This window comes from Streptomyces sp. NPDC039736 (assembly GCF_055596485.1).
On sequence record NZ_JBVIUQ010000003.1, the window covers coordinates 223,756 to 249,378 of the forward strand.

Consider the following 25,623-nt stretch of genomic DNA (forward strand, 5'->3'; position numbering starts at 1 on the left):
TCCCTGCCTCGATGTGAGTGCCACGCCCGGTGCCCGTGCGTGCCCATGTCCGCGGACGGGCGTCGACCGAAAGGACGGTGTACATGAGTTCCTCCCCCCAGCGAGGCATCCTGCTGCGCCCAGACGCAGTCTGGGACGCGGTCGCTTCGGCCCCCACAAGCGGCTTGGAGGTCCTGCTGCGCGCCGGCCGGGTAGCCGAAGTCGGCCCCGGCCTCGCCCCGGGAGACGCGGAGGTCGTGGATCTGCCGGGCTGCACGGTGCTGCCCGGCTTCATCGACTGCCATGTCCACCTCCTCGATGAGAATGCCGAGACGTCGTCGGCCGCGTACCAGACGCTCACGGGTATCCGGCCCTTGCGGCAGTTGCTGGCGGGCGGGTTCACCACCGTCCGCGACCTGGGAAGCGCTCATCAAGCACTCAACGTGGCACTCCGGCAAGCCGTCGAGGACGGCTTGATCGAGGGCCCGCGCATCCTGGCGGCACCCAACATCCTTTCCCCGCGTTCGGGTCACGGCGACAAGTCGCCCGATCTCGCGCAGCGTTACGGCACCCAGATCGGTACCGTGGCGGACGGGATCGACGAATTGCGTCGCGCCGTACGTGGGCAAGCCCAGGCCGGCGCCGACTGGATCAAGTTCGCCGGCGGCGGTGGTTTCTCCTCACCCGTCAGCCAACTCACCAGCACCGCTTACTCCCAGGCCGAGATGGACGCAATCGTCGCCACGGCAGACGACATGCTGTTGCCCTGCGCGACCCACGCCCTGCACGACGAGGCTGTCGTACGGGCCGTAACGGCTGGTGTGCGCAGCGTCGAGCACGCCTGCCTGGCCACGGATCCCACCTACGAGCGCATGATCGACGCGGGCACGTATCTGGTGCCCACCCAGTACGTCCAGCGGTACTTCGTGGACAACCTCGACGACGACGACTTCTGGAGCGGGCGATCTGCGCAGACGCGCGAGGCGTACCGTGCGCACGCAGAGCAGTTGCTCGAAGGGCTGTCGCGCCCTGCACGCACCCGGGTCAAGGTGGCGTTCGGCACCGACGCCGGCATGTTTCCGCACGCCGACAACTGGCGCGAGTTCCCCGCCATGCTTTCTCACGGCTTCACTGCCTTGCGCGCCCTGCGTGCCGCGACGACCGTCGCTGCCGATCTCCTTGGCCGAAGCGACCTGGGCAAGCTCGTCCCCGGCTCCGTAGCCGACGTCATCGCCGTGCACGGTGACCCGTTCGTCGACATCCAAGCCACCGGCCGCGTCCGCTACGTCGTCAAGGACGGGCGGCCTTACCCCCCGGGATCGTTGACATGATCCCGCCTCCCAGGGCCGAGAGGCGCCCCGGCGGCGGCAGTGGAGGTGAAGCTCGCGCGCGACCGGATGCCGGACGCTCCGTGCCGCTCACCTCGTTCCTCGACGCCGTTCACACCGGCGGCGCCGGAAACCCGGTGTCACAGGACGTCCTCGCCCTGGCCAGTGCCGGACGCATGGACACCGATGCGTGCCGTCGGCTCGTCATCGCCGAACACCAGACGTGCGAGAGCGAGATCAAGGCGTACGCCTTCCTCCTGCGCCGCTACGAGCACGAGGAACCACATCAGTTCTTCACGTACGCGCGAAACCGAGCGATCAGCCACAGACACCGGTTGCTCACCTCGGTCGCACCGGTCCTGGGCCTGACCCAGGCAGACCTGCACATCGCGGAGAGCACCCCGGCTGTACGGCGCCTGACCGCCTTCCTCACCCGCGTCGCGTGCCACGCCGGACCCGGGGAGGCGGCACTGACGATCCGCACCGGTGTCGCCTCGTGGAGCCGATCCTGCGCGATGTTGGCCGAGACGCTGGACCGACACCGAGACGTCCCCGCTGCGCTCGTCGCGCACCTGCACGCCCACCGGGAGAACCCCGCACCGACAGCCGACGGCGTCCTTCGGGTCATCGCATACGGTCTCGCCCACGGAGAGCCCGAGCAAGGGATCACCCGCAGCGCCTCGGTGCTCGAGCCGCTGCACCGCGCGTGGTGGCGCTCGGTGGCCGGCGCTGCCGAAGCCCAAGACGATCACCGCTCCACTACTCCTGGTAGCGGCATACCGCTGCCAGAACAGACGTGTCCACAACCCTTCAGGAGGGGCCGGATGAATCCCGAACAGCTGGTAGAAGCCATGAAGCCCGATGTCGAGCGTTTCGTTCGCGGCAACACGATGGTAGAAAGCGCGCTTGCCAAACAGGTGCGTGGCGACCAGTTCAAACGTCTGCTGCTCGCGGAGTACCAGTGCCAGGAGGCCGAACTCTCCTCGTACGGTCAGTTGGTGGCCCGTCACCGGCACGAGGACCCGGCTCAGCTCTTCTCCTTCACCCTCCTCACGATTGCCGAGTCCCGCAAGCTCCTGCGCGAGGGGGCGCCCTCGGTCGGCATCGAGGACGGGCGCATCCCGGCAGTGCCGGTCGACGCGGGGTTGTACCAGGTCGTGCGTGACCTGTCCTGGCTGGGCATGCACGCCGGGCCGGCGGAAGCGGCGCTCTACCTCCACACAGATCTCTCCACGTGGTGCACGCTCTTCTCCCGCATCGCGGATGCGGCAGAGAACCTGCCCGACGTGCCCGGCCCAGTGATCACCTATATGCGGTCGTGGGGCGAGCGCCCACCCGCCGAGATCGCCGAAGGCACCTTGGCCGTCCTCGAACACGGCCTCTCGCAGGGCGAGGAACCCGACCGCATCCTGCACACCGCCCGCCAGCTCGGCGCCCTCCTGGAGGGCTACTGGAACTACGTCGTCGGCGGTTGAAGAGCCGCGACGCGGACAAGGCCCGCGACCGCCCGTGCCACGCCCACGCGTGGGTACGGCAAGCCCGGCGGGCATGGCCCCGGAACGCGCACCGACGCCTCCCGGCGCCACGATCCCCGACGGCGCGATTTCACCAGTGACAACTGTTCCGGCGCGCACCCGGAGATCCTCACGGCCCTGTCCCTTGCCAACGGCGGTCACCAGAGCGCCTACGGACAGGACGACTACACCGCCCACCTCGACACGCTCTTCCGCCACCACTTCGGACCGCAGGCCCAGGTCTTCCCCGTCTTCAACGGCACAGGCGCCAACGTCATCGCATTACAAGCGGTAACCGACCGCTGGGGCGCGGTCGTCTGCGCCGATCAAGCACACCTGAACGAAGACGAAGGAGGCGCGCCGGAAAGAGTGGGCGGATTGAAATTGTTGGCCGTGCCGCACAACCACGGCAAGCTCGATACGCACGCCGTCCACGGTGCCGTCGAAACCCAGGGTGACGTACAACGAGCTCAACCCCAGGCCGTCTCACTCACCCAGCCCACGGAACTGGGCGCCTGCTACCGGCCGGACGAAATCCGCGCCCTGTCCGCATACACCCGTGCACGAGGCATGGCGCTGCACCTGGACGGAGCCCGCCTGGCCAACGCCGCCGCCTTCCTGGACGTTCCACTGCGTGCCTGCACGACGGACGCAGGAGTGGACATCCTGTCCTTCGGCGGCACCAAGAACGGTCTGCTCTTCGGCGAGTGCGTCGTGGTCCTGAATCCCTCCCTGGTCAGCGGGGTCCCTCACCTGCGCAAGCAATCCCTGCACCTGGCCTCCAAAATGCGGTTCCTCTCAGCACAATTCGAGGCCTTGCTCAGCGGCGATCTATGGTTGCGCAACGCGTCTCAAGCCAACGCCATGGCCGCACGTCTCGGACGCTCCCTCGCCCGCCTCGACGGCGTAGTCGTTACCAGACCCGTTGAAGCCAACGCGGTGTTCGCCCAGTTGCCGCACCACGTCATCGAACGGCTGCGCGAGACCTACACCTTCTACCTCAACGACGAGGAAACCGGAGAAGCCCGGCTCATGTGCTCGTTCGACACCACCGAAAGCGACGTGGACGAGTTCGTCGCCGTTGTGGCGTGCGAGACGACCCGACCATGACCACCACCCTTGGCCTCGTCTTCGACGACGGGACCAGACCCCGGGCACGAGGACGCCGTTGGACCGAATGCCGCACACGACAAGCACGTGACAGCGCGCGTGCTGTCCCTGGATCGCCGGTCGGCCGAACCGGCGATCCGCCACATCATCGAGGCTCCACCGGGTCTGGTCGACGGGCTCGACGGCGGGCGTCCGTTTCCCCGCGTGCTGGGCACGGAGGCGGCCGGAGCGGGGGCCGGTGTCGCTGGGGGTCCGCCCCGGCAGGCGAGGCGGACCGGGCGGGTTGTGCGGGTCAGCACAGGCGCAGGCCCGGGACCTGGTTCTCGGGAACGCTCAGATAGATGTTGGTGACGTAGCCTCCGTACTGGGGGAGGTAGGCCCACCAGTCGTTGGTGTAGGGCGGGATGCTGACCTCCTGGCCCCGCTTCTGGCAGGACACCAGGATCTCGGCGCCGGCGGGCAGCACCGTCAACTTGCGGGATTTCGTGGTGGCTTCTTCGCGGACGACGACGTCGGCGCCCCACGTGCCGATCCACATGCCCGCGGGGCGCGTGGCCCCGGGCACGTTCAAGGAGCGGGTCAGCCGGCCCAGGTCGGTGTACGCCTTGCCGTACGAGGTGCCGTCCGGGTGCAGGGTGAGGACGGCGACGATCGTGCCGTCGTCGGGGCCGACGGTGCCGGTGCTGTGCAGGGCCGGCCGGGCGAGGTCGACTCCCGCGGCGGCCGGACCGCCGGTACCGGCCGCCGGCGTGGCCGGTACCGGTGCGACCGCGGCCGGCGTGGTGCAACCACCCGAGCTGAAGCCCGACCAGCCCTGCTTGACCGCCCAGGGGCGCTCGAAGGCACCGGGGATGCCGAAGTGCTGGTCGTAGCCGTCGCCGGCGCAGCGGGCGGAGGAGCGCAGGCCGCCCATGACGTAGTCGCGCACCGCGGCCGGCGCGGTGTCCAGCAGGTACCGGTAGATCGTGACGGTGTCCCGGGCGGAGAGAGCGGTGTAGCCCCAGTAGCCGGGATGGGTCGCCGGGGGGCGTGCGGTGTCGGTGAGGCCGAGCTTGCGCACCATCCGGTCGATGATCGTGCCGCCGCCGTTCACGGTCCAGAAGTGGCTGGCCGCGTTGTCGTCGCTGGTGCGCAGCATGGCGTCGACACGTGCGCGGTCCTGCGCGCCGAGTGCGTCGGGGCCGCGGTCGCCCAGGACGTCCAGCGCGATCAGCAGCTTGACGACGGAGGCCGAGCGGAAGGGCAGGGAGGGGTTGACCTGTTCGGTGAAGGTGCCGGCCTTGCGGTCGTAGACGGCGATGCCCGCCGTCACTCCGGGCGGCACGACGGCACGCGCGGTTCCGGGCTTCGGGCCGGGTGACGGGGCGGCCGCGGCCGGCAGTGCGGCCCCGAGGACGAGCGCGAGGAGAGCGGTGGTGAGCACGGCGGCGCGCGCCGGCCGCCACGGCGGGCGGCGGCGCGCGGCGGCGGGGGAACGGGTGGAAGCACGGGAACGTGTGAAAGACAGAGTCATGAACAGTCCAGGGGTGCGCGGGGGTCGGATACGAGCCCGACCGTGGGTCGGGTCGGTGGGACGGCCTGGCGGTCCGCCGCGGGCCGCGCCACCGGTCTGCCGGTACCGCGGCCCGCGGCGGACCCCAGGGGCGGGGCTCAACGGTGCCGGCGGGTCACCACCAGTCGACACCGTTCTTGGTGGCGCAGCGGACGACGCCGTTGGAGGCGAGCGAACCGCAGACCCGGAACTGGTAGTTGGGGTCGGTGCTGGTCCGCTTGAAGGGAGTCGTCAGGCTCTGGCCGTGATGCTGCACGGTGAAGGGTCCGCACTGGAGCCAGGGGTGCACCGGCCAGTCGGGCCTGCCTCCGTCGTCCCACCCGGCGGCCCGCCAGTCCATCCACACCTTGTCACCGGGGCGGGTGGGGCCGCTGATCTTCCCGAAGCCGATCTGCTGGTCCACGTACACCCCTTTCTCCAGCGTGATGACGACGCCGCCGCCGAGGTCCAGCTTGCGGGGCTTGTCGGTGTCACCGGAGGCGTTGTCCGGGTGGTCGCGGAAGCCCCGGGCTCCGCCCGTGCAGTCCGACGCGGCGGCCTGCGCCGGAGTGAGGGGACCCGCGACGGCCAGGCCGGCCGCGAGGGCGCAGGTCGCGGTGAGAGACGTGAGTACGGTGCGCAGTGGACGCATGTCGTGGATGTCCTTTCGATGGTGAGCGGTCGCGGCGTCAGCCGCGCCAGACCTTCACGTACGTGACCGCGTCGTTGAGGTTGTCGCCGACGTGGGGGACCTGCCCGCTGAACGACCCGTTGCCACGGGGGCCGCTCAGGTACGACTTGGTGCAGCCGCCCATCACCTGGAAGGACGTCAGGTTGTTCGACCACCAGGTGCTCGGCGTGAAGCTGTGGCCGGCCGCGTCGCACGGACCGTCGTAGCCGTGGATCCGGTCGTACACACCGCCGTAGTCACGGTGCTCCGCCCAGAGCATGAGCTGGGTCGCGGCGGCCGGTGCCGCCCGCCCGGCGCGTTCCGCCGCGCCGGGCCCCGAGAAGCAGGTGCGTGAGCGGACCTTCGACACGCCCTCGCCGCGCTCGACCCCGTTCAGGACGGTGACGCAGTGGGTGGCTCCCGTCCGTGGCTCGGCCGCCGTCGCGACGGGCGCCGCGAACCCCGCACTGGCGGCGCAGAGCACGGCGGCGAACAGCGCACGGCGGGCCGACGGCGGTGCCATGGCCGACGCGGCTCCTGCCGCTCTTCGCTTTCCGGGCATACGTGATCTCCCCGCGGTCCCGAGCGGACCCCGCGGCCCGCCCGGAACCGATCGTGGCGGGATCGCCCTGTGCCGGGCCATGGGGAGAAGTGCGTATGGACGACGACGGGTTACCGTGATGAAGCACACTCTCGGGGACGTCGGAGGGTTGTCATGCCCGATCGGTACGCACGCATGCTGGACCTGGCGGTCGAGGTGATGAGCGCCGAAAGCCCCGAGGTCGTCTGGCCGTTGCTCACCGACGAGCTGCTCACGGCGCTCGACGGGGAGCTGGTCGTGGTCAAGGAGGTGCCTTGGACGCGTGAGCAGGGCAGAGTGGTGATCCGGTCCCCGCGACGACTGCCCGAGGCCGGTGCCGACGACGACTCGGCGCAGGGTCACATCCGTTCGGGGTATCCCTTCATCCAACGCTACGGGGCGAGCGCGGACTGGACGCCGCAGAGCGCCGCCCGGGTGGTGGGGGCACGGACCTGGCAGAACAGTCCGACCGCCGACGCCCTCCGCCAGGCGTTCGGGACACGGCACGTGTTCGGCCTGCCGCTGCCGGGGAGAGGGCCGCACGTCAGCGGGTTCCTGGTGCACCGTTCCGGCGACGACTTCTCCCGGCACGACGAGCGCTACGCCGCACGCGTCCAGCCACTGCTCAAGGCCGCGACGGCCCACCGGTCCCTCCTGCTGGCGCTGCGCGGGTCCTCCGCCGGCGAGTGCGGGCGGCGGGCCAATGACGCCCTGGCGGCGCCGTTGACCCCGCGCGAGACGAACGTGCTGCACCTGCTGGCCACGGGACTGACCGCCGAGGGGATCGGACGCAGGCTGGGCATCTCGCCGCGCACCGTCCACAAGCATCTGAACGCCCTGTACCGGAAACTCGGGGCCACGGACCGGCTCAGCGCAGTGCTGCGTGCTCAGCGCGCGGGCCTGCTTTCCGGCCAGGAGTTGTCGCCGCCCGGAAGGCCGTGCTGACCGCCGACGGCCACTCACTCGCGCGCGGCCGACCGGCGAGCGCTCGGATGCGACCGTCGACACCGGTGCGATGTGCTGCGATGCGATGTGCTGCGATGTGCCGAAAGGGGGCGTGGAACTGCCGTTGCGGGATGAACCGGCGGGGCCGTCCGGGATGTGGGGGGTCCGTGACGAGCGCGAGCGTCGCTCACGGCCGCACCGTTGACGACCGCACCGTTAATGGCCGCACCGTTGAGCCGGCCTCACCTGCCAGCGGGGCCACCTGCCCGGCCCGCCCGGTGTCGGGCCGGTCCGTGCCTCACCGTGCGGCTGCCTCCACACCCTCGTCCTGGGGTGCGACGCCGGTGTAGAACACCGAGTTCTGTTGCTGGTGCCGCTGTGCCCTGCCCCGGCTGATCAGGGTGTTGATGGCGTTGCGGACCAACTGGTCGCTGGTGGGGCGCTCGGGGTGGTGCTCCTGGAGTGCGGCCACGACTTCCTTCGTCGAGCGCGGGATGTCCGCGCTGAGCAACGGAGCGATCAGGTCGGCCAGCGAAGGACCCCGCTTGGCCCGCTCGGCCGGAGCCGTTTTCGTCGTTGTCACTCGCTGGCCGGGGAGTTTCTTCGCGGCCTTCACGGCCTTTGCGGAGGTCGCGGTCGTCGCGGTCGTCTCGGATTTCTCGTTCTTCGCGGTCTTCTTCGGCGTTGACTTCCGCACGGACCCCTTCTTCGACGCCTCCGCGGGTGTCGACTCCAGCGGTTGGGCAGCCGCTGAGTCGCCCTGCTTCGCGGGGGCATCCGCAGGTGCCGGGACATCCGTGGCGACGGTCACGGTCTGCGGCTTCACGGCCTTCCTGCGGGTCCGCCCGGCCTTCACCGGCGTCCGGGCCGGAGCTTCCTCAGCGGCAGGAGCGGCAGGAGCGGCAGGAGCATCATCGGTGACCGGTACGGCAACCACCGAGGTGGCCTCGGCCGCTGCGGCCTGGGCTCGCATGGCCTCAAGCCAGATGTACTCCTGCGTCAGGACGGCGAGACGTTTCTGCGCCTCCTCCACCTGGGCGCGGACCTTCTCCTGCTCCTCGATGTTCCTCGCCAAGTCATCGGCCAATTGCTGCACGTACTGATTCTGGATGGGGGTGGTGCTCAACGACATGGTCGCTCGCTCTCGTAGGGGGCACGTGGATAGCCGGATGCTACTCATACTCGGCATGAAGTACAGACACCTTCGCCCCGGTACCACTCCTACGGGAAATTCGAACTGCGCCAACAAGGTTGTCTCTCAAGCCCTTTGGCGTGCATGGCCCACTATTTCGTGGTCGAGAACTCCAGCGATCCCGTAGGAGCCGACGGGGGCGCGGCAACGGTCACTCCCACGGGATGGAGCTGCTGCGCAGACGGCTGCAACGGTGGTGTCCACCAGTCCACCAGCAGTGGAACGTGCACGTCTGGAACGACGGCACCCGTCAGCTCCGCACCATGGCCACCAACAAGTGCCTCTACGACGACGGCGTCACGCTCGCCACCAGGGCCTGCAACTCCTCGCCCCAGCACGGCTGGTGGGCGTACGAGAGCGGTGACAAAGTGACCTTCAGGAGCCGGGCCACCAATGAGTGCCTGGACGACAGGCAGTACGGGCTGCGGACCAACACGTGCTACTACAACCGGCACCAGACCTGGCGCTGAGGCAGAGCGGCCCGGCCGGGTGAGTTGCCCACAAGGGGAATGGGCAGCTCCCGGCCGGGCGGTGCCATGCGTTTCCCGCCACGGGGTACGGGGCATGGCGAGCACCCGTGGGGCGTTGCCGCGGGTGTGGGACGACCCCTGCTGTTACGGCGGTGGACCGAGTCAGGCAGTGAAGAAGTCGCCCAGGGCGGCGGCGAGCGGACCGGGGGCTTCCTCCGCCACATGGTGGCCGCAGTCGATGCCGTGGCCGCGGACGTCGTCGGCCCAGCCGCGCCAGATGGCGCGCGGATCGCCGTACAGGTCCTCCAAGTCGTCCCGCAGGGACCACAGGACCAGGGTGGGACACTCGATCCGTGCGCCCCGGGCTCGGTCCGCCTCCTCGTGGCGGCGGTCTACGGTGAGCCCGGCCCGGTAGTCCTCCAGCATGGCTCGCACGACGTCCGGGTTCCTGGTGGCGGCGCGCCACTCGTCATGGTTCTCCTGCCCCATCGCCGAGGGGGTCCCGCGGTACCAGGCGTCGGGGTCCGCGTTGATGACGCGCTCGGGGATCTCCGGCTGGGCGAAGAAGAACCAGTGCCACCATGCGGTGGCGAACCGGGTGTCGGCACGGTCCAGGTGCTCGCTCAGCGGCAGGCCGTCCAGGAACGCCACCCGGGACACCGCGGACGGGTGGTCCAGCACCAGCCGGAGCGCCACGGCCGTTCCACGGTCGTGGCCTGCGAGCCCGAAGCGCTGGTGACCAAGCGCCCGCATGACCTCGATCATGTCTCCGGCCACGGCACGTTTGGAGTGCGGTGCGTGGTCGGCGGCGGGCGCGGGGCCGCGGGAACGCCCGTAACCCCGCAGGTCGGGACAGACGACGGTGAAGCCCCGCCGCACCAGGAGGGGCGCGACCCGATGCCAGGTCGCGGAGGTGCGGGGATGGCCGTGCAGCAACAGGAGGGGCGGGCCTTCTCCGCCGTATCGGACGAAGACGGATGCCTCACCGGTGTCCACCGTCCTGGTGGCGAATCCCTCGAACACGGACCACGTCCTTTCGCTTCGGGGCCCGGCCGACCGCCCTCCCCGGCATTCCGCCTGCCCGGGATGGGCCCCGGTACGTCGTCTGAGCAGCCGAGGATCTCCGGACCGGGCGGCGTGCCCACGCACTTCTTCCGCGTGCGGTGCCTCAGTGCTGTCAGAAACCGCCGGCGGCCACCGCGCGACTCGCGGCGCTGGCGATGGCCGGCCGGCGGCACCCGGGGGGACCTACTGTGCGGCGAGTTCCTTGAAGCGCGCCTCGTAGAGGGCGGCCAACCGTTCCGTCTCCGCCTCGTCCGCGTCGTCCAGCGCTTCGACGTCCTTCTGGGCGTCGTGCCGCGCCGTGGTGGAGGTGGCCAGGCGCTCCAGGTCGGGGTCCGCCGCGTGGCGTTCTGCGTGTATGCGCTGCGCGTACCAGGCAACCACCCGGCCCACGGTCTCCAGCGCGACCTCGTAGCTGACCGGGAGTCGACGCGCGGCAGCCCGGCACAGGAGACTTCCATGCCGGACTCCCCCGCCCCGGACGGGCTCATCCGCGCTCCACGGGCTCAGAGGCCGACACGCCGTGCCTCCACGAGAACCGCCCGCTCCGGGAACAGCACGGGAGCCCGCACGCCGACCGTCTCCAGGACGTGCCCCGGCAGCTCCATCCGCTCATCGCGCCACCAGGGCAGGTCCGTCCAGGCCGACCCCTCCGGGCGGTCCCCGGGCGCGAGCGGTGCCAGCCGGTACACGACGCTCGGGTCCAGTCCGGGCAGGCGGACGCGGCCGGGCGGCGACTGCACGCCGGTGGCCGTCTGCACGAGGGCGTAGACGGCGTGGGAGCGGTCCGCCGCGACGACGCCGTGCAGCCACAGGGCAGGGTCCGGGTGGTCGCCGCGGACGACGGTGCCGCGGTGCAGCAGCGGCCGCAGACTCTTGTACGCCGTGATCCACTGCGCGAGCCGGGCGCGTTCCTCGGTGGTGGCGAGGGTGAGGTCCCACTCGATGCCGAAGTGACAGAACAGGGCGGTCGCCGCCCGGAAGTCGAGGGTGTGCGAACGGCCCGTGGTGTGGGCGACGGGCGCCGACACGTGCGAGCCGAGCAGCTCGGGAGGCAGCAGAAGGGAGGTCCAGCGCTGGATCTGCTGGCGTTCCAAGGCGTCGATGCAGTCGCTGGTCCACACCCGGTCGGTGCGCTCCAGGATGCCCAGGTCGATCCGGCCGCCGCCGGAGGAGCAGGACTCGATCTCCAGCTCCGGCCGACGGGCGCGCAGTTCGTCGATGAGCCGGTACACGGCGAGGGTCTGCGTGTGCACCCCGGGTGTGCCGAGCGGGCCGTGCCCGGCCTCGACCAGGTCTCGGTTGTGGTCCCACTTGATGTACGCGATGCCGTACTCGCCGACGAGGGTGTCCAGGCGTTCCAGCAGGTAGGCGTACGCCTCGGGGTGGCCGAGGTCGAGAACCTGCTGATGGCGGGAGAGCGGCGGCGTGCGCCCGCCCGTAGCCATGATCCATTCCGGGTGGGCCCGGGCGAGGTCGGAGTCCGGGTTGATCATCTCGGGCTCGAACCAGAGCCCGAACTCCATGCCCAGCGCGTGCACATGGTCCACCAGCGGGTGCAGGCCACCGGGCCACACGTTCTTGTCGACGTACCAGTCGCCGAGTCCGGCCGTGTCGTCGCGGCGGCCGCGGAACCAGCCGTCGTCCAGGACGAAGCGTTCCGCCCCGGCCTCGGCCGCCGCGTCGGCCAGGGCCTTCAGTTTGTCCTCGTCGTGCTGGAAGTAGACGGCCTCCCAGGTGTTCATGGTGACCGGGCGGGGCGAGCGGGGGTGGTGGGCGCGGTCGCGGAGGTATGCGTGGAAGCGTCCGGCGAGTTCGTCCAGGCCGCGTCCGTAAGATCCGTAGACCCAGGGCGAGTCGTACGTCTGGCCCACTGCGAGCCGGATCTCGCCCGGCAGCAGGCTTTCGCCGCCGCCGAGCAGGCGCACGCCCGCCGGGGTACGTTCGGCCAGGGACCGGTGGTTGCCGCTCCAGGCGACGTGCATCCCCCACACCTCACCGGTGCGGAACCCGAATCCGCTCTCGCCCGCGATCTGGACCAGTGTCGCGTCGATGCCGGTGCGGCCGCGCCAGTTCTCCCGTGCATGGGTCCCGATGGTGAACTCGTGCCGCTGGGGGCTGCGTTCGCGCAGGTGGCGGCCGGTGAGGTCGAGCAGTTCAGTGGCGTGGGCGGGAACAGGCAGGGTCAGCAGCAGACCGTCCAGGGTGAAGGGGCGCTCGCCTTCCCGGCCGTCTTCATAGCCGTCTTCATGGCCGTCTTCATGGCCGCCTTCGTGGGTGAGGGCGGCCCGCTGGCGGACCAGGCCGGAGCGCGTCAGCTCGATCTCCAGCCGCAGGGCCAGGCGCGCGTGCTCATCGGCGGCTTCGACGGTGAGGCGGTGGGCGAGGGGCCCGTCGCCGGTTTCGGGACGCAGGGAGCGGACGGTGAAGGCCGTCGAGAAGTCCTGTCCGTCGCGGTGCCCGGTGAGTCCGGGGGTGCCGAGCCACCCGACGGACTGCTGCGGCAGCACGGTGAAGGGAACCGGGGCATCGAGGGAACCGGACACGGGCTGCTGCGCGTCGGCGAGAGCCAGGCAAGCCAGCGCGTCGCGGGAGAGTTCACCGAGGTCGGCCCCCCAGTGGACGACCCGCGGCAGCAGGCCGCCGGAGCAGTCCAGGACGAGGCTCGTCCCGGCGGCACGGAAGTGGAGGAGGTCATGGTCGTGCGAGCGCGCGGGCATGTGTCTCCCTGGGATGATGCGCGGACGGACACGAGAAACTTTCGCCACGGAACCCAACTGCCGTCAACCCCGGCGCGCAGCAGGAAAATTCAGGGCGACGACAGCCGATTCGTTCTGCAGCGAAAATAACTCGTCGACATGGGACGCTGAGCCTCATCCAGCCGACCGACCCTGCTTCGCGGAGGTAGCACCGTTGGACGCCACCCCAGCGCCCTCGACCCAGATCCAGATGACCGGCGCGGCCCGCGCCGTCGCCCTCGAAGTGCTGCTGCGCGGGCCCGTCTCCCGCAGCCGGATCGCCCAGCGGCTGGGCCTGTCGGCGGGCAGTCTCACCCGGCTCACCAGGCCGCTGGTCGACGCAGGGCTGCTGGTGGAGGAGGACAGCGGACCGGACCGGGAGAGCCGGGCGGGGCGCCGGAGCCGACCGCTCGCCGTCAACCCGGCCGCGTACCACTTCCTCGGCGTCAAAGTGACCGGTGACGCGGTGCACGCGGTCCTCACGAACCTGCGCGCAGAGGCCCTCACTTCGGCGCGCAGGCCCCTGACGGACCGGGGTCCGGCTTCGGTCGTGGCGGCCGTACGGGAACTGGCGGACGAATGCACCGCCGGGGGGCCGCCGGTCAGCAGGGTCGGTGTCGGCCTCGGCGGGCACGTCCGCGAGCACACGACCGTCATCACGGCGCCCTTCCTGGGCTGGACCGGCGAAGTACCGCTGGGCGGCCTGCTCTCCAAGACTCTCAGCCTGCCCGTCGTCGTGGACAACGACCTGCTGGCTCTGACCCGGGCCGAGCACTGGTTCGGCGCGGCGCGCGGTCACGACCGGTGTGCGGTCCTGACCATCGGCAGCGGCATCGGATACGGCCTGGTCATGCACGACACTGTCGTCGACAGCCCGGACGCCGGGATCGGGCTGCTCAGTCATGTTCCCCTGGACCCGCTGGGGCCGCTGTGCCCGGACGGCCACCGGGGCTGCGCCACGGCCATGCTGACGCAGTCGTCACTGTGCGCCGCCGTCTCCGTGGGTCTGCGGCGACCGGTGTCCTACGAGGAGTGCCTCGACCTCGCCGCAAGCGGGGACCCGGTGGCCGCGCGGGTCGTCACGGACGCCGGACGCGCCCTCGGCCGTCTGGTGGCCGCGATCGCCAACTTCACACTGGTGCGCAAGATCGTGCTCGCGGGCGAAGGCGTACGGCTGGCCGAGGTGGCCCGTGCGGCCGTGGACGAAGCAGTGCGCGAGGGCCGCACCCCGAGCGCCGTACCACTCCAACTGGACATAAGGGAAAGCGACTTCACCCACTGGGCACGCGGCGCCGCGACCACCGCGATCCAGGCCCACGTCCTGGACATGTAGTCACGCCGTCGCCCTGCCCCGGTGTGAACGAAGGCATGCCCACGGCTGGCCGAGGCGGCCCGTGCGGCCGGCCCTCAGAGTCCCCCGAGGGCACCTCGCGTCGACCACCGGCCCTACTGCGGCACCCTGCGGATCTGAGGTCCAGACCCCGGCAACCGCGCCGACTTCCCCCCACCGAGGCGATCTGCGGGACTGCCACAGCGGCGTCAACCGGAGGTGGACCGCGCCGACCTCCGGACGGCACCGTCCACCGGCTGCTTCGGGTCGCCGTAGATGACGCCCCGTCCGTTGGTGCCGACGTACACCCGGCCGTGGACGCGGGGGTCTCCGGTGATGGTGTTACCGGTCCATCCGTACTGGTGCCGGTCGTCGTTGACACGAAGCCAGGTCCGGCCCGCGTCGTCGGACCGGAAGATGCCACGCACGCCGCCGATCTTGGAACTGGTGAAGACGGCGGGGTACGTGGCACGCGGTGCGGCCTTGCCGAAGCCGACGACGTCCCCCTCGTCCACCGCCGTGAGCCGGGTGAAAGTCCTTCCCGCGTCGGTCGAGCGCCACATCCCGTACGGCGTGGGAGCGGCGGACCTGCTGGTGCCGCCCGCCAGCCAGACGTCCCCCTCGTGGCCCGGCACCGCCTTGAAGCGGACGTTGCCCGCGGTGGGCAGGCCGCCGGCCGACGTGGCTGTGAAGGTCCTGCCGCCGTCCGTGCTGGCGTAGAAGACGCCGGCGGCGTACGCGTAGAACATGGCGGGGTTCACCCGGTCCGAACGTACCGGGGCCCCGGCGGGCAGCCCCTTCGACGCCGTCCAGGTCGCCCCGAGGTCGTCGGACCAGCTGACCGGAGCGCCGGCCGGGGACCAGACGACGCGCCTGCCGTCGGCGCTGACGGCGACGGCCTGGTCCTCGACGCCGGGCCCGGTGAGTCCGGCCGGCTCACTGCCCGACGGCTTCCAGGTGTCGCCGGCGTCGGTCGACCGGTAGAGGATGTTGTCCTTGTCGGCGACCGTGACGTAGAGCGTGCGGGTGGCCCTGCCTGCCCGGGCGGTGCGCTTGTCGAAGACGACTTGCAGCACGCCCAGGTTGTCGCCGTTGTAGCCGTCGGGGTTTTGGGGGTCCGGAACGAAGTTGCCCGCGTTCGGGAAGTTGTCGACCTTCGCGAAGGTCTTGCCGTGGTCGGTGCTGCGCCACAGGCCGTGCCCTCCGCGCACGCCGAGGTAGAGGACGCGGTTGCGGTTCGGGTCGATCACCAGGCGTTCGCCGATGCCCCGCCCAGGCATGTTGCCGCCGAGACGGAACGGCAGGGGGGTGGTCCTCCAGGTGCGGCCGCGGTCGGTCGAGCGCAGGATCGCCGCCGTGCTCGGGTCCCAGTCGGGGAGGGTGTAGGTGCCCGCCGCCAGGTAGACGCGGTCGGGGTCGGTCTCGTCCGTGGCGATGCTGATGATGCCGGTGTGGCCGTACCGGTCCCAGCCAATCCAGTCGGTGAGGGGGACCCAGCGCCGGGTCGCCCGGTCGAGGCGGTAGGCGCCGCCGATGTCAGTACGGGCGTACACCAGTCCGCGCTCGCGCTGGTTGAAGACGATGCCGCTGACGAAGCCGCCGCCGACTGTCTCCGCGTTGCCGAAGGTGTACGGGATACGTCTGGCCGCTCCGGACGGCGCGGCTGACGCGGCGGCGGGGGCGAGCGCCGGAAGGACGGCGATGGCCGTGCCGACGGCGAGCAGCCCTCGTCGGGACAGGTGGGGCGCGGAGGACATGGGGGGTCCTGCCTTTCTGGTGTGTTCGTGAGGGCCGTCCGAGTCATGTGCGGCCCTGAGGCCGGTGGTGGCGACATTCATGCGCGGCGGTGCCGGCGGCTTTGACTCACGCTCCCGGGAGCCGGGGCAGGTCGACACGGAGCCGTTCGGTCGAAGGAGGTCCGGAAGGCCGAAGAAGGCGCGTATCGATGCGCTTCAACGCTTCGGTGACAGTAGCGATGCAGCTCCGGGGAAGACAACAGGTCGTCACGGGGAACTTCGGGGACCGAACGGAGTCGAGGGTGACTTCGCTCGACCTTTCACGGCAGCTTCGCACGCTCCGAACTGGGAATGTGCCCGCGTGTTGGGGGCGCGACACGGGCGCCGCCGAACGGGCGCACGGGCAGACTGCTGCTCCTGTTGGGCCCTGCGCAGGCAACACGAGAATTTCGAAGCGCTTCGAATGAGGCGGGCTGGAAGGAGTTCCTCCCAGCGAGGGCCGCGCCAGAACGCGTCAGGCAATCCGGCTGCGGTGCCGCGAAGGGACTGCCCGCCGCCGTCGCACTCTTCGCGGCCCCGTAACGGGGCCGCTGATTCTGGGAGTTGGCGCGTTCTCTCGTTGCCGAGCGCATGGCGAGGCCGTTGCCCTCGGCGCTCGCGCCAGTGGTTGTTGCGCTCCACTGCGGGTGGAGGACCGATTCGGCGGGGCGGTCAGACCCCGCCGTACCAGCCCGTCACCCTCCTGCGGGCGCCGGTCCGCTGCTTGCCCGGGCGACGAGTTCGGGCTTAAGGAGGAAGATCTCGCCCTGGCTTTCACCCGCGATCTTGGCGACGAGGCGCTCCACGGCCTGGCGTGCCATCTCGCGCGCGGGGATGGTGACGGAGGTCAGCCGGATCGAGCCCTGGAGGGCCACCTGCTCCGGGCAGACGGCGACCACCGAGATGTCCTCGGGAATGGCACGTCTGTCCTGGCGCAGCAGGCTGAGCAGGGGTTCCAGCGCCTGCTCGTTCTGTACGACGAAACCCGTGACGCCGGGACGTTCGGTGAAGACCTGCCCCAGGGCCCCGGCCACTGCGGCGTACGACCCCTCGCACGGACGGTGCAGCACACGCAGGCCGAGCTCCTGTGCACGGCCCCGCAGGCCTTCGATGGTGCGCTCCGCGAAGCCGGTCTTGCGCTCGTACACTGCCGGAGCCTCACCGATCACGACGATGTCGCGGTGCCCCAACTCGGCCAGGTGCGTCGCACACAGCGCCCCGGCCTCAGCGAAGTCGAGGTCCACACAGGTGAGTCCACCGGGTTCGGCGGGAAGGCCGATGAGCACGGCGGGCCGCCCGCTCGCGCGCAGCAGGGGGAGCCGGGCATCGTCCAGCTCCACGTCCATCAGGATGATCGCGTCGGCAAGCCCACTGCCGACCACGCGCTGCACGGCGGCGGGCCCCTCCTCACCGGTGAGCATCAGCACGTCGAAGCCGTGCTCCCTGGCATGGGTGGCGACGGCGATGGCGATCTCCATCATGACCGGTACGTACATGTCCGTACGCAACGGCATCATCAGCGCGATGATGTTGGACCGGCTGCTCGCCAATGCCCGCGCCCCGGCGTTCGGGTGGTAGCCAAGTTCCTGGATACTGCGTTCAACCCGCTGCTTCGTCACTGCGGAGATGGTCCGTTTGCCGCTGAGGACGTAACTCACGGTGCTGGCCGAGACTCCGGCATGCTGCGCCACTTCAGCAAGGGTGACCATCGGATTCTCCCCGAGAAGAAGCGCTTCAACAGCGGACTTGGCATAGATCGTCGCGGATAGGACGCACCTTAGCCCCAGTCGCCGAGACCTGTCCAGACCATGCTATTGAAGCGCTTCACTCAGCGGTCCGAAGGCACCCGGCACGGACCATTCGTCAACCGGCGTCCAGCGGAACACGATCCGGGCCCCTCCCCCGGTCGGGCCCTCTTCGGGCGGGCTGCCGCCCGCCCTGCGCGAGATCCGGGGCGAGATCCGGGGCGACGGTGGCTACCGCAGACACTTCGTCGACCACGCCGCCGGCCCCGGCATCGGCCGGGAAGTCGTCCCACACCACCGCGGCAGGGGGCCGGGGACAAGCAGTGGGCCCGTCAGCGGAGTTCTGGCACCCTCCAGCCGAGGCCGAGGGTGGCGCGGTCACGGCATGTCCGCGGTGCGGAACCTGCCGCGAGCCGCGTGGACGGCGGCGTCGGTCACGGCCACAGCCGCCGCGTTCTCCCCGGGCGCGCCCCTGGTGCATGCCGCGCCCGGGGCAGGCCCGGTGACCGTCCGCGTGATCAGCGCTCACAGACCGGCGGTCACCCTGGCCAACCGACCCGGCGCACCGCCGAAGAAGAGCTGACCGACCCGCGCGCGGCGGTTGCCCGGGAGGCTCGGGAATGTCGAGATCGCCCGAACCGGATCGCGTACCGGAGCTCGGTACCCCGCTCGGTCGGCCGGCTCCTCGGACTCGGCGGGTGGTGAAGGACCACGTGAAGCCTCCTGGAACGGCAGAGCCGTCGCACGTCCCCTCCCTCCCAGGGGCTTCACGTCCTGTCCGCTTCCTGCGGAGCCCACCACGCGGGCCCCGTAGCGGACTCGGGCCGCGCCGTCAGCGCCGCAGTGTCAGCAGCCCCGGACGGTACGGGAGGAGGCCGTAGTCGACGCCGTCCGAGTCGGGGCTGCGTCCCTGGTAGAGCAGCCGCAGATTGCAGGGATCGACGGTCATGGTCTGGTCGGGGCCGGTGCGGAGCAGTTCGCCGTGACTGATGTCGTTGGTCCAGGCGGCCCCGCTGTTGGCCTTGCCTGCGAAGGGGTTGCTCTCCGTCGCGGCCTGGGGTGTCCAGGTGCCGTTCAGGCTGGTGGCGGTGAACGAGCGGAAGTAGCGGCCCTGGGAGCCGATCGCCTCGACGATCATGAGGTAGCGGTTCTGGCCCTGGAGCTTGTAGACCTGCGGTGCCTCGAACAGGTTGTTGGTCGTGTCGCTCATGATCGTCGTGTACGACGAGCCGAAGCTGCCCGGGAAGTTCCCGATCGGCATGTCGGCCCGGTAGATCTTGCCGTTGTCACCGGCGAAGAACAGGTACATGTTCGTCGCGTCGCCGATGATCGTCTGGTCGATGGGTCCTGTTCCGGGGCCGCCGATGCTTCCGGAGAAGAGCTCGTGCGGCGCTGACCAGCCGTTGGGGTCGGTGGGGTCACTCGACGTCCGGTAGGAGAAGGTGGTCGCACCCCACTGGTAGGTGAGTACCCAGATGTTCTTCGGCGCGAAGTAGAAGAGCGTGGGCGCGACCGCGCCGGACGACATCGTGTTCTGGCCGGCCGAGCCCATCTCCGACCAGTCGGTGAACGGGCTGAAGTTCATCGAACCCCACTTCGTGCCCGTGTCGTGCGTCGTCGCGTAGACGAGTTGCTTGCCGTTGTAGGGGGCGACGGTGAAGTCCTTGAGCGAGACCCATCCCGGTTTGGGCTGGGCCAGGGGCCCCGTCGATGTCCAGCGGTACGTCGAGGGGAGCTCGCACGGGCCCGAGTTGCCGCCGCCGACCTTGACGAGCCGCCACTGCTGGTTGGCGCCGCCCCAGTCGTCGTACTGGACGACGTTCGCGTTGTCGGCCGTGGAGGCGCCCTGCACTTCGAGGGCCTTGTTGCTGTGGCGCGAGAGGAGCCTCACATGGCCGTCCGAGCTGTCGGCCGGCCGCCACTGCTGGTTGGTGCCGTTGAGGTCGGCCCACTGAACGATCGGGCCGCCGTTGGCCGTCGACCGGTTGTGGACGTCCAGCACCTTGCCGGAGTGGCGGGACTTGATGCGGTAGTTGCCGCCGCCGGAGTCGACGAACTGCCACTGCTGCTGGTTCTGGTCGTTCCTGGTCCACTGCGTGATGCGCGCGCCGTCGCCGGTCGCCAGGTTGTGGACGTCCAGGGCCTTGCCGCTGTGGCGGTTGACCAGCACGTACCAGGCGTTGGTGTCGACGGTCGCCGCGGCGGCGGGCGGGGCGCCGAGGACGGTGGCCGCGAGCAGCAGGGGCGCGAGGACGGCGAGCAGGCGTCTGAGGTGGAACAGGGGCCGTTGGCGGAACCGCATCGGAAGACCTCCTGGGGGCGGGGGTGAGGTGACCTTGATGCACCGCGGAGCGGCCGCGGCGGGATCAGGGGCGGGGCGGGGGAGAACTGGCGCACCTGCCGACGCATCGGCGCTCTGCGCGCTCCAGCTGGAGCACTTCCCCGTGGCCGGGGTGAGGGATCCGGGAGGGCGGACGCCGCTTCAAGTCCGAAACTTTTCCGGAACGTTCTCGGATCGCTGACGCCACAAATTAGGAACACGAGGTCTCTGGGTCAAGACCTACGACCGATCTGCCGCCAACAGCGCTGCCCCTGGCGGCTCGACCAACAGGTCGGGCCGAACGGCAATTCTCCGAAAACTTTCGCCTCGGTCCTCGCCCCACGCGCCCGCGCTGGGGAGGGAGAAGGCGGCCAAGCGGCGTCCACCCGGTCGCCACATTTCCAACTCCCTTGTGCGTCAGCACTGTTGACGCTCACCCCGCACGTCGCTACTGTCCGACTCGAATCAGCCGACGCACCGACCGCCGTTCGATATTTCGAAAGGAAGCGCACTTCCTCGGCGTTGCCCACGGTGCCGCCGGTCACCGAGAACGCCTCCACGGAGTGGCTGCGGGTCGCCACCGGTGTGTGCTCACCCCGGGAGCGTCCACTCCGTCGGCCTGCGCTGCTTCCGCTCCTTCACCTCCGCCGGCCCCACCGGCACCTGGTTCCTCACACGGTTGCCCCCGTGGCCGCCTGCCGCGGCGGAGGACCTGCTCACCCGGACCCACTCCACCCGGTGAACACCATCGACGCGGGAGCCGCTCATGCCCTCCTCCTCTTCGTCGCGCCACCCCGGACGCCTTGCCACCGCCCGGTGGCGGTTCCCGCCGCGGCGGCGAACACCGCGGTACGCGTCGACCGGGTCGGCTGCCCGCCGGACGGCCCCCAGCGCGCCGGCGTGGTCACCACAGCGGCACAGTCGCTCACCTGGCAGTCGCGCAACGTCTCCGGGACGGTGGTCGCCCCCGGCGCGACTCCGTTCCCCCCTTCCCCGATCTCAGCTCTGGAGGCACAGTCATGTCTTCGCATGCCACTCCCCCGCCCGCCGTCCGCCGGAAGGCCGGCGTTCTGCTCACCGCACTGGCCGTCGGCGTCCTCGGTGCGCTCACCGCGCCGGTCACGTCACCGGCCGCACACGCCGCCGAAAGCGCGGCCGAGAACACACTCGGGGCCGCGGCGGCGCAGAGCGGTCGCTATTTCGGCACCGCCATCGCCTCGGGCAGGCTGGGTGACTCGACGTACTCGGCGATCGCGAACCGCGAGTTCGACTCGGTGACGGCCGAGAACGAGATGAAGATCGACGCCACCGAACCCCGCCGGGGCCAGTTCGACTTCACCGCCGGTGACCGCGTCTACCACTGGGCGGTGCAGAACGGCAAGCAGGTGCGTGGTCACACCCTGGCCTGGCACTCCCAGCAGCCCGGCTGGATGCAGAGCCTCAGCGGCAGCACGCTGCGCCAGGCGATGGTCGGCCACATCAACGGCGTGATGACCCACTACAAGGGCAAGATCGCCCAGTGGGACGTCGTGAACGAGGCGTTCCAGGACGGCAGTTCGGGCGCCCGGCGCGACTCCAACCTGCAGCGCACCGGCAACGACTGGATCGAGGTCGCCTTCCGCACCGCGCGCGCCGCCGATCCGGCCGCCAAGCTCTGCTACAACGACTACAACGTCGAGAACTGGACCTGGGCCAAGACCCAGGCCATGTACGCCATGGTCAAGGACTTCAAGCAGCGCGGCGTACCGATCGACTGCGTCGGCTTCCAGTCGCACTTCAACAACGACAGCCCCTACCACAGCAACTTCCGCACCACCCTGCGGAGCTTCGCCGCTCTCGGCGTCGACGTGGCCGTTACCGAACTCGACGTCCAGGGCGCGTCGCCCACTGCCTACGCCGACGTGACCAAGGACTGCCTGGCCGTCGCGCGTTGTCTTGGCATCACCGTCTGGGGTGTGCGCGACACCGATTCCTGGCGACCCGAGCACTCGCCCCTGCTGTTCAACGCCAACGGCAGCAAGAAGCCCGCCTACACCGCCGTCCTCGACGCACTCAACTCCGCCTCCACCCCGCCCCCTTCGGGTTCCGGACAGATCAGGGGCGTCGCTTCCGGCCGCTGCCTGGACGTGCCGGGCGCCACCACCACCGACGGCGCCCAGGTCCAACTGTGGGACTGCAACAACAACACCAACCAGCAGTGGTCGCACACCGCCGCCGGCGAGCTCAGGGTCTACGGCGACAAGTGCCTGGACGCCGCGGGCAACGGCAACGGCGCCAAGGTGCAGATCTACAGCTGCTGGGGCGGCGACAACCAGAAGTGGCGCCTCAACTCCGACGGCTCCGTCGTCGGCGTCCAGTCCGGCCTGTGCCTCGACGCCGCCGGAGCCGGCACGGCCAACGGCACCCTCGCCCAGCTCTACTCCTGCTCGAACGCGGGCAACCAGCGCTGGACCCTCACCTGAGAGTCCTGCCAGACCTGTCGGAACGCGGCGCGGCCCTCGTCGCGGCCAGGGCCTGCGACCCGGGCCGACGGGGTACCCGCCTCCCGCTGCGGAGGCAGTCGTCGGGCGTCCGCCGAGGTCCGCCCCGGACTGGCTGCACCAGTTACTGAGGTGGATACGGCGGTCGGGAGCGCGCCCCCTGAGGCAGGGCTTGAACACACGGTCCGCTGCACAATCCCAGCACACAACGGGCTTCCGGCGCGCGGAGGAGGGAGGCCCGAGGGCCCGCTGCCCGCGCGGCGGGCCCCCGCGGACTTCCGCACTCAGTCCAGCAGTTCGTACGGTGCGGCCAGTGCCCGCCGCAGCACCGAGCCCGCGGCCCCCCGCAGTGCAGCCGTCGCCCCCAGCTCCGAGAAGACCGCGCGGCTGGGGGCGATGAGACCCGGGGCGAAGTCGTCGAGGCTGCTGAGGAGTGCGGGGCGCAGCCAAGCGGCGAGCGTCGCGAAGTGCCCGCCGAGCACCACGGCCGAGAGGTCGACGAGGCGTGCCGAGGACACCACCGCGATCCCGAGGCAATGCCCCGCGTGCGCGACGGCGGCGAGCGCCCGTGCGTCGCCTGCCGTGAGGGCGGACCGCAGCACGCTCATGCGTTCCGCCGTCGTGCTGCCGCCGCCGGTGATTCCCGCTGCGGCGAGGATCGCCTCCTGACCGGCGACGGTCTCCAGGCAACCGCGGCCTCCGCACGAGCAGCGTCGGCCGCCCGGTTCGACGACGACGTGTCCCACTTCGCCCGCGTGTCCGCCGGGGCCGGAGAACAGCTCCGCCGCCAGCACCAGGCCGCCGCCGACCCCGACTTCGCCCGACACGAACAGATAGGAGCCGAGCGACGCCCCGCAGCCGTACCAGAGTTCGGCGAGGGATGCGCTGTCCGCCTCGTTGGAAAGGACGACGCCGAAGGGCGTCGGCTGGGCGAGGCCGGTGAGCGCGGTGCTCAGATCGGCGCCGTGCCACACGAGATTGGGGGCTGTCAGAACGGTCCCGCGGCCCGGGTCCACGAGGCCGGGAACGGCGAGTCCGCCGCCGAGGAGGGTCATCCCCGCGTCGGTGGCCCGGGCCGAACAGCGTGCGACGAGTTCCGACAGTTCCGCGAGGACTTCGTCCGGGGCGCGGTCCCGGTTGGCGGCCTCGGCCACTTCATGGACCCGCAGTTGTCCGTGCAGGTCCACGATGCCTGCCGCGAGGTAGTCGACGTTCACCTCGGCGCCGACCGCGCCGCGTCGCGGGTCGAGGGCCAGGCCCACCCCGGGCCGGCCCCGCCCGCCGGCCCGGGTCACGCCGATTTCCTCGACCAGCCCTGTTGCCAGGAGGTCGGTCACCAGGCTGGAGACCGCGGCCTTGGTGAGGCCGGTGGCGGCGGCGATGTCCGCCCGGGACGCGGGGGCGTCCGGTCCGATGCGCGCGAGTACGAGGGCGAGATTGCGCCGCCGTACGTCGGTGACCCGGCCGGGTGCCTGGATGTGCGCCGCGCTGTCGCCCTGCCCCTGCACGTGCGTCCCTTCGGTGGTCCTGTCTGCGTCCGGCCGCGCCGCACGATCGTTGACAAGTTCACCACGGTCCATATAGTTCAGATCCAATACTAATTCTGCTCCTGCTCGGAAGTGCTTCTCCCGCAGCAGAGGACGAGCCCGGATGAGGTGTTTGGCATGACTCTGCTCCCCACTGCCGCGGACAAGTTCGCCTTCGGCCTGTGGACCGTCGGCTGGACGGGCAACGACCCGTTCGGCGCCCCGACCCGTGCCGCTCTCGACCCGGTCGAGGCCGTTCACCGGCTCGCCGAGCTCGGCGCGTACGGCATCACGTTCCACGACAACGACCTGATCCCGTTCGACGCCTCCGCAGCCGAGCGCGAGCGAATCCTGAGCGCCTTCCGCACCGCGCTGGAGAAGACGGGCCTCAAGGTACCGACGGTCACCACGAACCTCTTCAGCCACCCCGTCTTCAAGGACGGCGGCTTCACCTCGAACGACCGCTCGGTGCGCCGCTTCGCTCTCGCGAAGGTGCTCCGCACCATCGACCTCGCGGCCGAATTCGGCGCCGAGACCTTCGTCATGTGGGGCGGCCGCGAGGGCTCGGAGTACGACGGCTCGAAGGACCTCGCCGCCGCGTTCGACCGCTACCGCGAGGGCGTGGACACCGCTGCCGCGTACATCAAGGACAAGGGGTACGGTCTGCGGATCGCCCTGGAGCCCAAGCCGAACGAACCGCGCGGCGACATCCTCCTGCCGACCGTGGGCCACGCCCTCGGGTTCATCGCGCAGCTGGAGCACGGCGACATCGTGGGCGTCAACCCGGAGACCGGGCACGAGCAGATGGCCGGCCTGAACTTCACGCACGGCATCGCACAGGCGCTGTGGGCGGGCAAGCTCTTCCACATCGACCTCAACGGCCAGCGCGGCATCAAGTACGACCAGGACCTCGTCTTCGGGCACGGCGACCTGACCAGCGCGTTCTTCACGGTCGACCTCCTGGAGAACGGCTTCCCCGGCGGCGGTCCCCGCTACGAGGGCCCGCGCCACTTCGACTACAAGCCCTCCCGCACCGACGGGTACGACGGCGTGTGGGAGTCCGCCCGCGCCAACATGGCCACCTATCTGCGGCTCAGGGAGCGGGCGGCGGCGTTCCGCGCCGACCCGGAAGTCCAGGAGGCGCTGCGCGCCTCGGGCGTGCACGAGCTGTCCGAGCCGACGCTCGCCGCCGGGGAGTCGGCGGCGGACCTGCTCGCCGACGCGTCCGCGTTCCAGGAGTTCGACGTCGAGAAGGCCGCCGCGCACTCCTTCGCGTTCGTACGCCTCAACCAGCTCGCGATCGAGCACCTGACCGGCGGGCGCTGACC

18 protein-coding genes and 1 pseudogene are annotated in these 25,623 nt (G+C 70.5%); 8 read left to right on the forward strand and 11 right to left on the reverse strand.

What is annotated here, in order from left to right; translation table 11 throughout:
• The first annotated feature begins 83 nt into the window (after positions 1–83).
• The 3 genes and pseudogenes from ACZ56L_RS10435 to ACZ56L_RS10445 form a co-directional block, all read left to right on the forward strand.
• A complete protein-coding gene (locus tag ACZ56L_RS10435) occupies positions 84–1,310 on the forward strand; it encodes a metal-dependent hydrolase family protein (protein ID WP_401762839.1) in 1,227 nt (408 codons plus the stop codon).
• An 80-nt stretch (positions 1,311–1,390) separates the two neighbouring features.
• Positions 1,391–2,782, forward strand: a complete 1,392-nt coding sequence (locus ACZ56L_RS10440; RefSeq protein ID WP_471063106.1) for a hypothetical protein — start codon at positions 1,391–1,393, stop codon at positions 2,780–2,782.
• A gap of 87 nt (positions 2,783–2,869) precedes the next feature.
• Positions 2,870–3,931, forward strand: a pseudogene (locus tag ACZ56L_RS10445) (threonine aldolase family protein); the annotation flags it as partial.
• Between the two features lie 292 nt (positions 3,932–4,223).
• On the opposite strand, the gene ACZ56L_RS10450 reads toward ACZ56L_RS10445, so the two are convergent.
• The 3 genes from ACZ56L_RS10450 to ACZ56L_RS10460 all read right to left on the reverse strand — a co-directional run bounded on the left by ACZ56L_RS10450 (position 4,224) and on the right by ACZ56L_RS10460 (position 6,655).
• Complete coding sequence (locus ACZ56L_RS10450) at positions 4,224–5,444, reverse strand: hypothetical protein (RefSeq protein WP_471063108.1); 1,221 nt, start codon at positions 5,442–5,444, stop codon at positions 4,224–4,226.
• A gap of 154 nt (positions 5,445–5,598) precedes the next feature.
• On the reverse strand, positions 5,599–6,114 hold the full coding sequence (locus ACZ56L_RS10455) for a hypothetical protein (protein WP_345219257.1): 516 nt from the start codon (positions 6,112–6,114) through the stop codon (positions 5,599–5,601).
• 37 nt (positions 6,115–6,151) lie between these two features.
• Positions 6,152–6,655, reverse strand: coding sequence for a hypothetical protein (locus ACZ56L_RS10460; RefSeq protein WP_471063110.1), 504 nt, complete (start codon positions 6,653–6,655; stop codon positions 6,152–6,154).
• 192 nt (positions 6,656–6,847) lie between these two features.
• On the opposite strand from ACZ56L_RS10460, the gene ACZ56L_RS10465 reads away from it, so the two are divergent.
• A complete protein-coding gene (locus ACZ56L_RS10465; RefSeq protein ID WP_471063112.1) occupies positions 6,848–7,657 on the forward strand; it encodes a helix-turn-helix transcriptional regulator in 810 nt (269 codons plus the stop codon).
• 298 nt (positions 7,658–7,955) lie between these two features.
• On the opposite strand, the gene ACZ56L_RS10470 is transcribed toward ACZ56L_RS10465, so the two are convergent.
• On the reverse strand, positions 7,956–8,783 hold the full coding sequence (locus ACZ56L_RS10470) for a hypothetical protein (RefSeq protein ID WP_471063114.1): 828 nt from the start codon (positions 8,781–8,783) through the stop codon (positions 7,956–7,958).
• A gap of 230 nt (positions 8,784–9,013) precedes the next feature.
• Between ACZ56L_RS10470 and ACZ56L_RS10475 the strand changes: the two genes are divergently transcribed.
• The gene (locus ACZ56L_RS10475; RefSeq protein WP_471063116.1) at positions 9,014–9,319 is read left to right on the forward strand and encodes an RICIN domain-containing protein; all 306 of its coding nucleotides are present in this window, start codon (positions 9,014–9,016) and stop codon (positions 9,317–9,319) included.
• Positions 9,320–9,481: 162 nt separating this feature from the next.
• On the opposite strand, the gene ACZ56L_RS10480 is transcribed toward ACZ56L_RS10475, so the two are convergent.
• The 3 genes from ACZ56L_RS10480 to ACZ56L_RS10490 form a co-directional block, all read right to left on the reverse strand.
• Positions 9,482–10,342 (reverse strand): alpha/beta fold hydrolase, encoded by an 861-nt coding sequence (locus tag ACZ56L_RS10480; protein WP_401762858.1) that lies wholly within the window; start codon positions 10,340–10,342, stop codon positions 9,482–9,484.
• Positions 10,343–10,567: 225 nt separating this feature from the next.
• Entirely contained in the window at positions 10,568–10,765 is a 198-nt protein-coding gene (locus ACZ56L_RS10485) for a hypothetical protein (RefSeq protein ID WP_471063118.1), read from the reverse strand.
• 122 nt (positions 10,766–10,887) lie between these two features.
• The gene (locus tag ACZ56L_RS10490) at positions 10,888–13,101 is read right to left on the reverse strand and encodes an alpha-galactosidase (RefSeq protein ID WP_471063120.1); all 2,214 of its coding nucleotides are present in this window, start codon (positions 13,099–13,101) and stop codon (positions 10,888–10,890) included.
• A 193-nt stretch (positions 13,102–13,294) separates the two neighbouring features.
• Here ACZ56L_RS10490 and ACZ56L_RS10495 point away from each other — a divergent pair, with 193 nt between their 5' ends.
• Positions 13,295–14,452, forward strand: a complete 1,158-nt coding sequence (locus ACZ56L_RS10495) for an ROK family transcriptional regulator (RefSeq protein WP_471063122.1) — start codon at positions 13,295–13,297, stop codon at positions 14,450–14,452.
• Positions 14,453–14,658: 206 nt separating this feature from the next.
• On the opposite strand, the gene ACZ56L_RS10500 is transcribed toward ACZ56L_RS10495, so the two are convergent.
• From ACZ56L_RS10500 to ACZ56L_RS10510, 3 genes are all read right to left on the reverse strand, one after another.
• Positions 14,659–16,206, reverse strand: a complete 1,548-nt coding sequence (locus tag ACZ56L_RS10500) for a WD40/YVTN/BNR-like repeat-containing protein (RefSeq protein WP_471063124.1) — start codon at positions 16,204–16,206, stop codon at positions 14,659–14,661.
• Between the two features lie 713 nt (positions 16,207–16,919).
• Positions 16,920–17,933: a LacI family DNA-binding transcriptional regulator gene (locus ACZ56L_RS10505; protein WP_471063127.1), complete on the reverse strand. Its 1,014-nt coding sequence runs from the start codon at positions 17,931–17,933 to the stop codon at positions 16,920–16,922.
• An 868-nt stretch (positions 17,934–18,801) separates the two neighbouring features.
• Positions 18,802–20,271 carry a non-reducing end alpha-L-arabinofuranosidase family hydrolase gene (locus ACZ56L_RS10510; protein ID WP_471063129.1) on the reverse strand — a complete coding sequence of 490 codons (1,470 nt, stop codon included), beginning with the start codon at positions 20,269–20,271 and terminating at the stop codon, positions 18,802–18,804.
• A gap of 1,037 nt (positions 20,272–21,308) precedes the next feature.
• Between ACZ56L_RS10510 and ACZ56L_RS10515 the strand changes: the two genes are divergently transcribed.
• Positions 21,309–22,751: an endo-1,4-beta-xylanase gene (locus ACZ56L_RS10515; protein ID WP_471063131.1), complete on the forward strand. Its 1,443-nt coding sequence runs from the start codon at positions 21,309–21,311 to the stop codon at positions 22,749–22,751.
• A 302-nt stretch (positions 22,752–23,053) separates the two neighbouring features.
• Here ACZ56L_RS10515 and ACZ56L_RS10520 read toward each other — a convergent pair whose 3' ends face one another.
• Entirely contained in the window at positions 23,054–24,277 is a 1,224-nt protein-coding gene (locus ACZ56L_RS10520; protein WP_471063133.1) for an ROK family transcriptional regulator, read from the reverse strand.
• Positions 24,278–24,433: 156 nt separating this feature from the next.
• Between ACZ56L_RS10520 and xylA the strand changes: the two genes are divergently transcribed.
• Positions 24,434–25,621, forward strand: a complete 1,188-nt coding sequence (xylA, locus tag ACZ56L_RS10525) for a xylose isomerase (protein ID WP_468685513.1) — start codon at positions 24,434–24,436, stop codon at positions 25,619–25,621.
• Positions 25,622–25,623: the final 2 nt, after the last annotated feature.

Bases quoted from the DNA above. Each gene is read 5' to 3' on its own strand.
- ACZ56L_RS10435 (WP_401762839.1), top strand. From the start codon at position 84: ATGAGTTCCTCCCCCCAGCGAGGCATCCTGCTGCGCCCAGACGCAGTC.
- ACZ56L_RS10450 (WP_471063108.1), bottom strand. From the start codon at position 5,444: ATGACTCTGTCTTTCACACGTTCCCGTGCTTCCACCCGTTCCCCCGCC.
- ACZ56L_RS10455 (WP_345219257.1), bottom strand. From the start codon at position 6,114: ATGCGTCCACTGCGCACCGTACTCACGTCTCTCACCGCGACCTGCGCC.
- ACZ56L_RS10460 (WP_471063110.1), bottom strand. From the start codon at position 6,655: ATGGCACCGCCGTCGGCCCGCCGTGCGCTGTTCGCCGCCGTGCTCTGC.
- ACZ56L_RS10465 (WP_471063112.1), top strand. From the start codon at position 6,848: ATGCCCGATCGGTACGCACGCATGCTGGACCTGGCGGTCGAGGTGATG.
- ACZ56L_RS10475 (WP_471063116.1), top strand. From the start codon at position 9,014: ATGGAGCTGCTGCGCAGACGGCTGCAACGGTGGTGTCCACCAGTCCAC.
- ACZ56L_RS10490 (WP_471063120.1), bottom strand. From the start codon at position 13,101: ATGCCCGCGCGCTCGCACGACCATGACCTCCTCCACTTCCGTGCCGCC.
- ACZ56L_RS10500 (WP_471063124.1), bottom strand. From the start codon at position 16,206: ATGTCCTCCGCGCCCCACCTGTCCCGACGAGGGCTGCTCGCCGTCGGC.
- ACZ56L_RS10505 (WP_471063127.1), bottom strand. From the start codon at position 17,933: ATGGTCACCCTTGCTGAAGTGGCGCAGCATGCCGGAGTCTCGGCCAGC.
- ACZ56L_RS10510 (WP_471063129.1), bottom strand. From the start codon at position 20,271: ATGCGGTTCCGCCAACGGCCCCTGTTCCACCTCAGACGCCTGCTCGCC.
- ACZ56L_RS10515 (WP_471063131.1), top strand. From the start codon at position 21,309: ATGTCTTCGCATGCCACTCCCCCGCCCGCCGTCCGCCGGAAGGCCGGC.
- xylA (WP_468685513.1), top strand. From the start codon at position 24,434: ATGACTCTGCTCCCCACTGCCGCGGACAAGTTCGCCTTCGGCCTGTGG.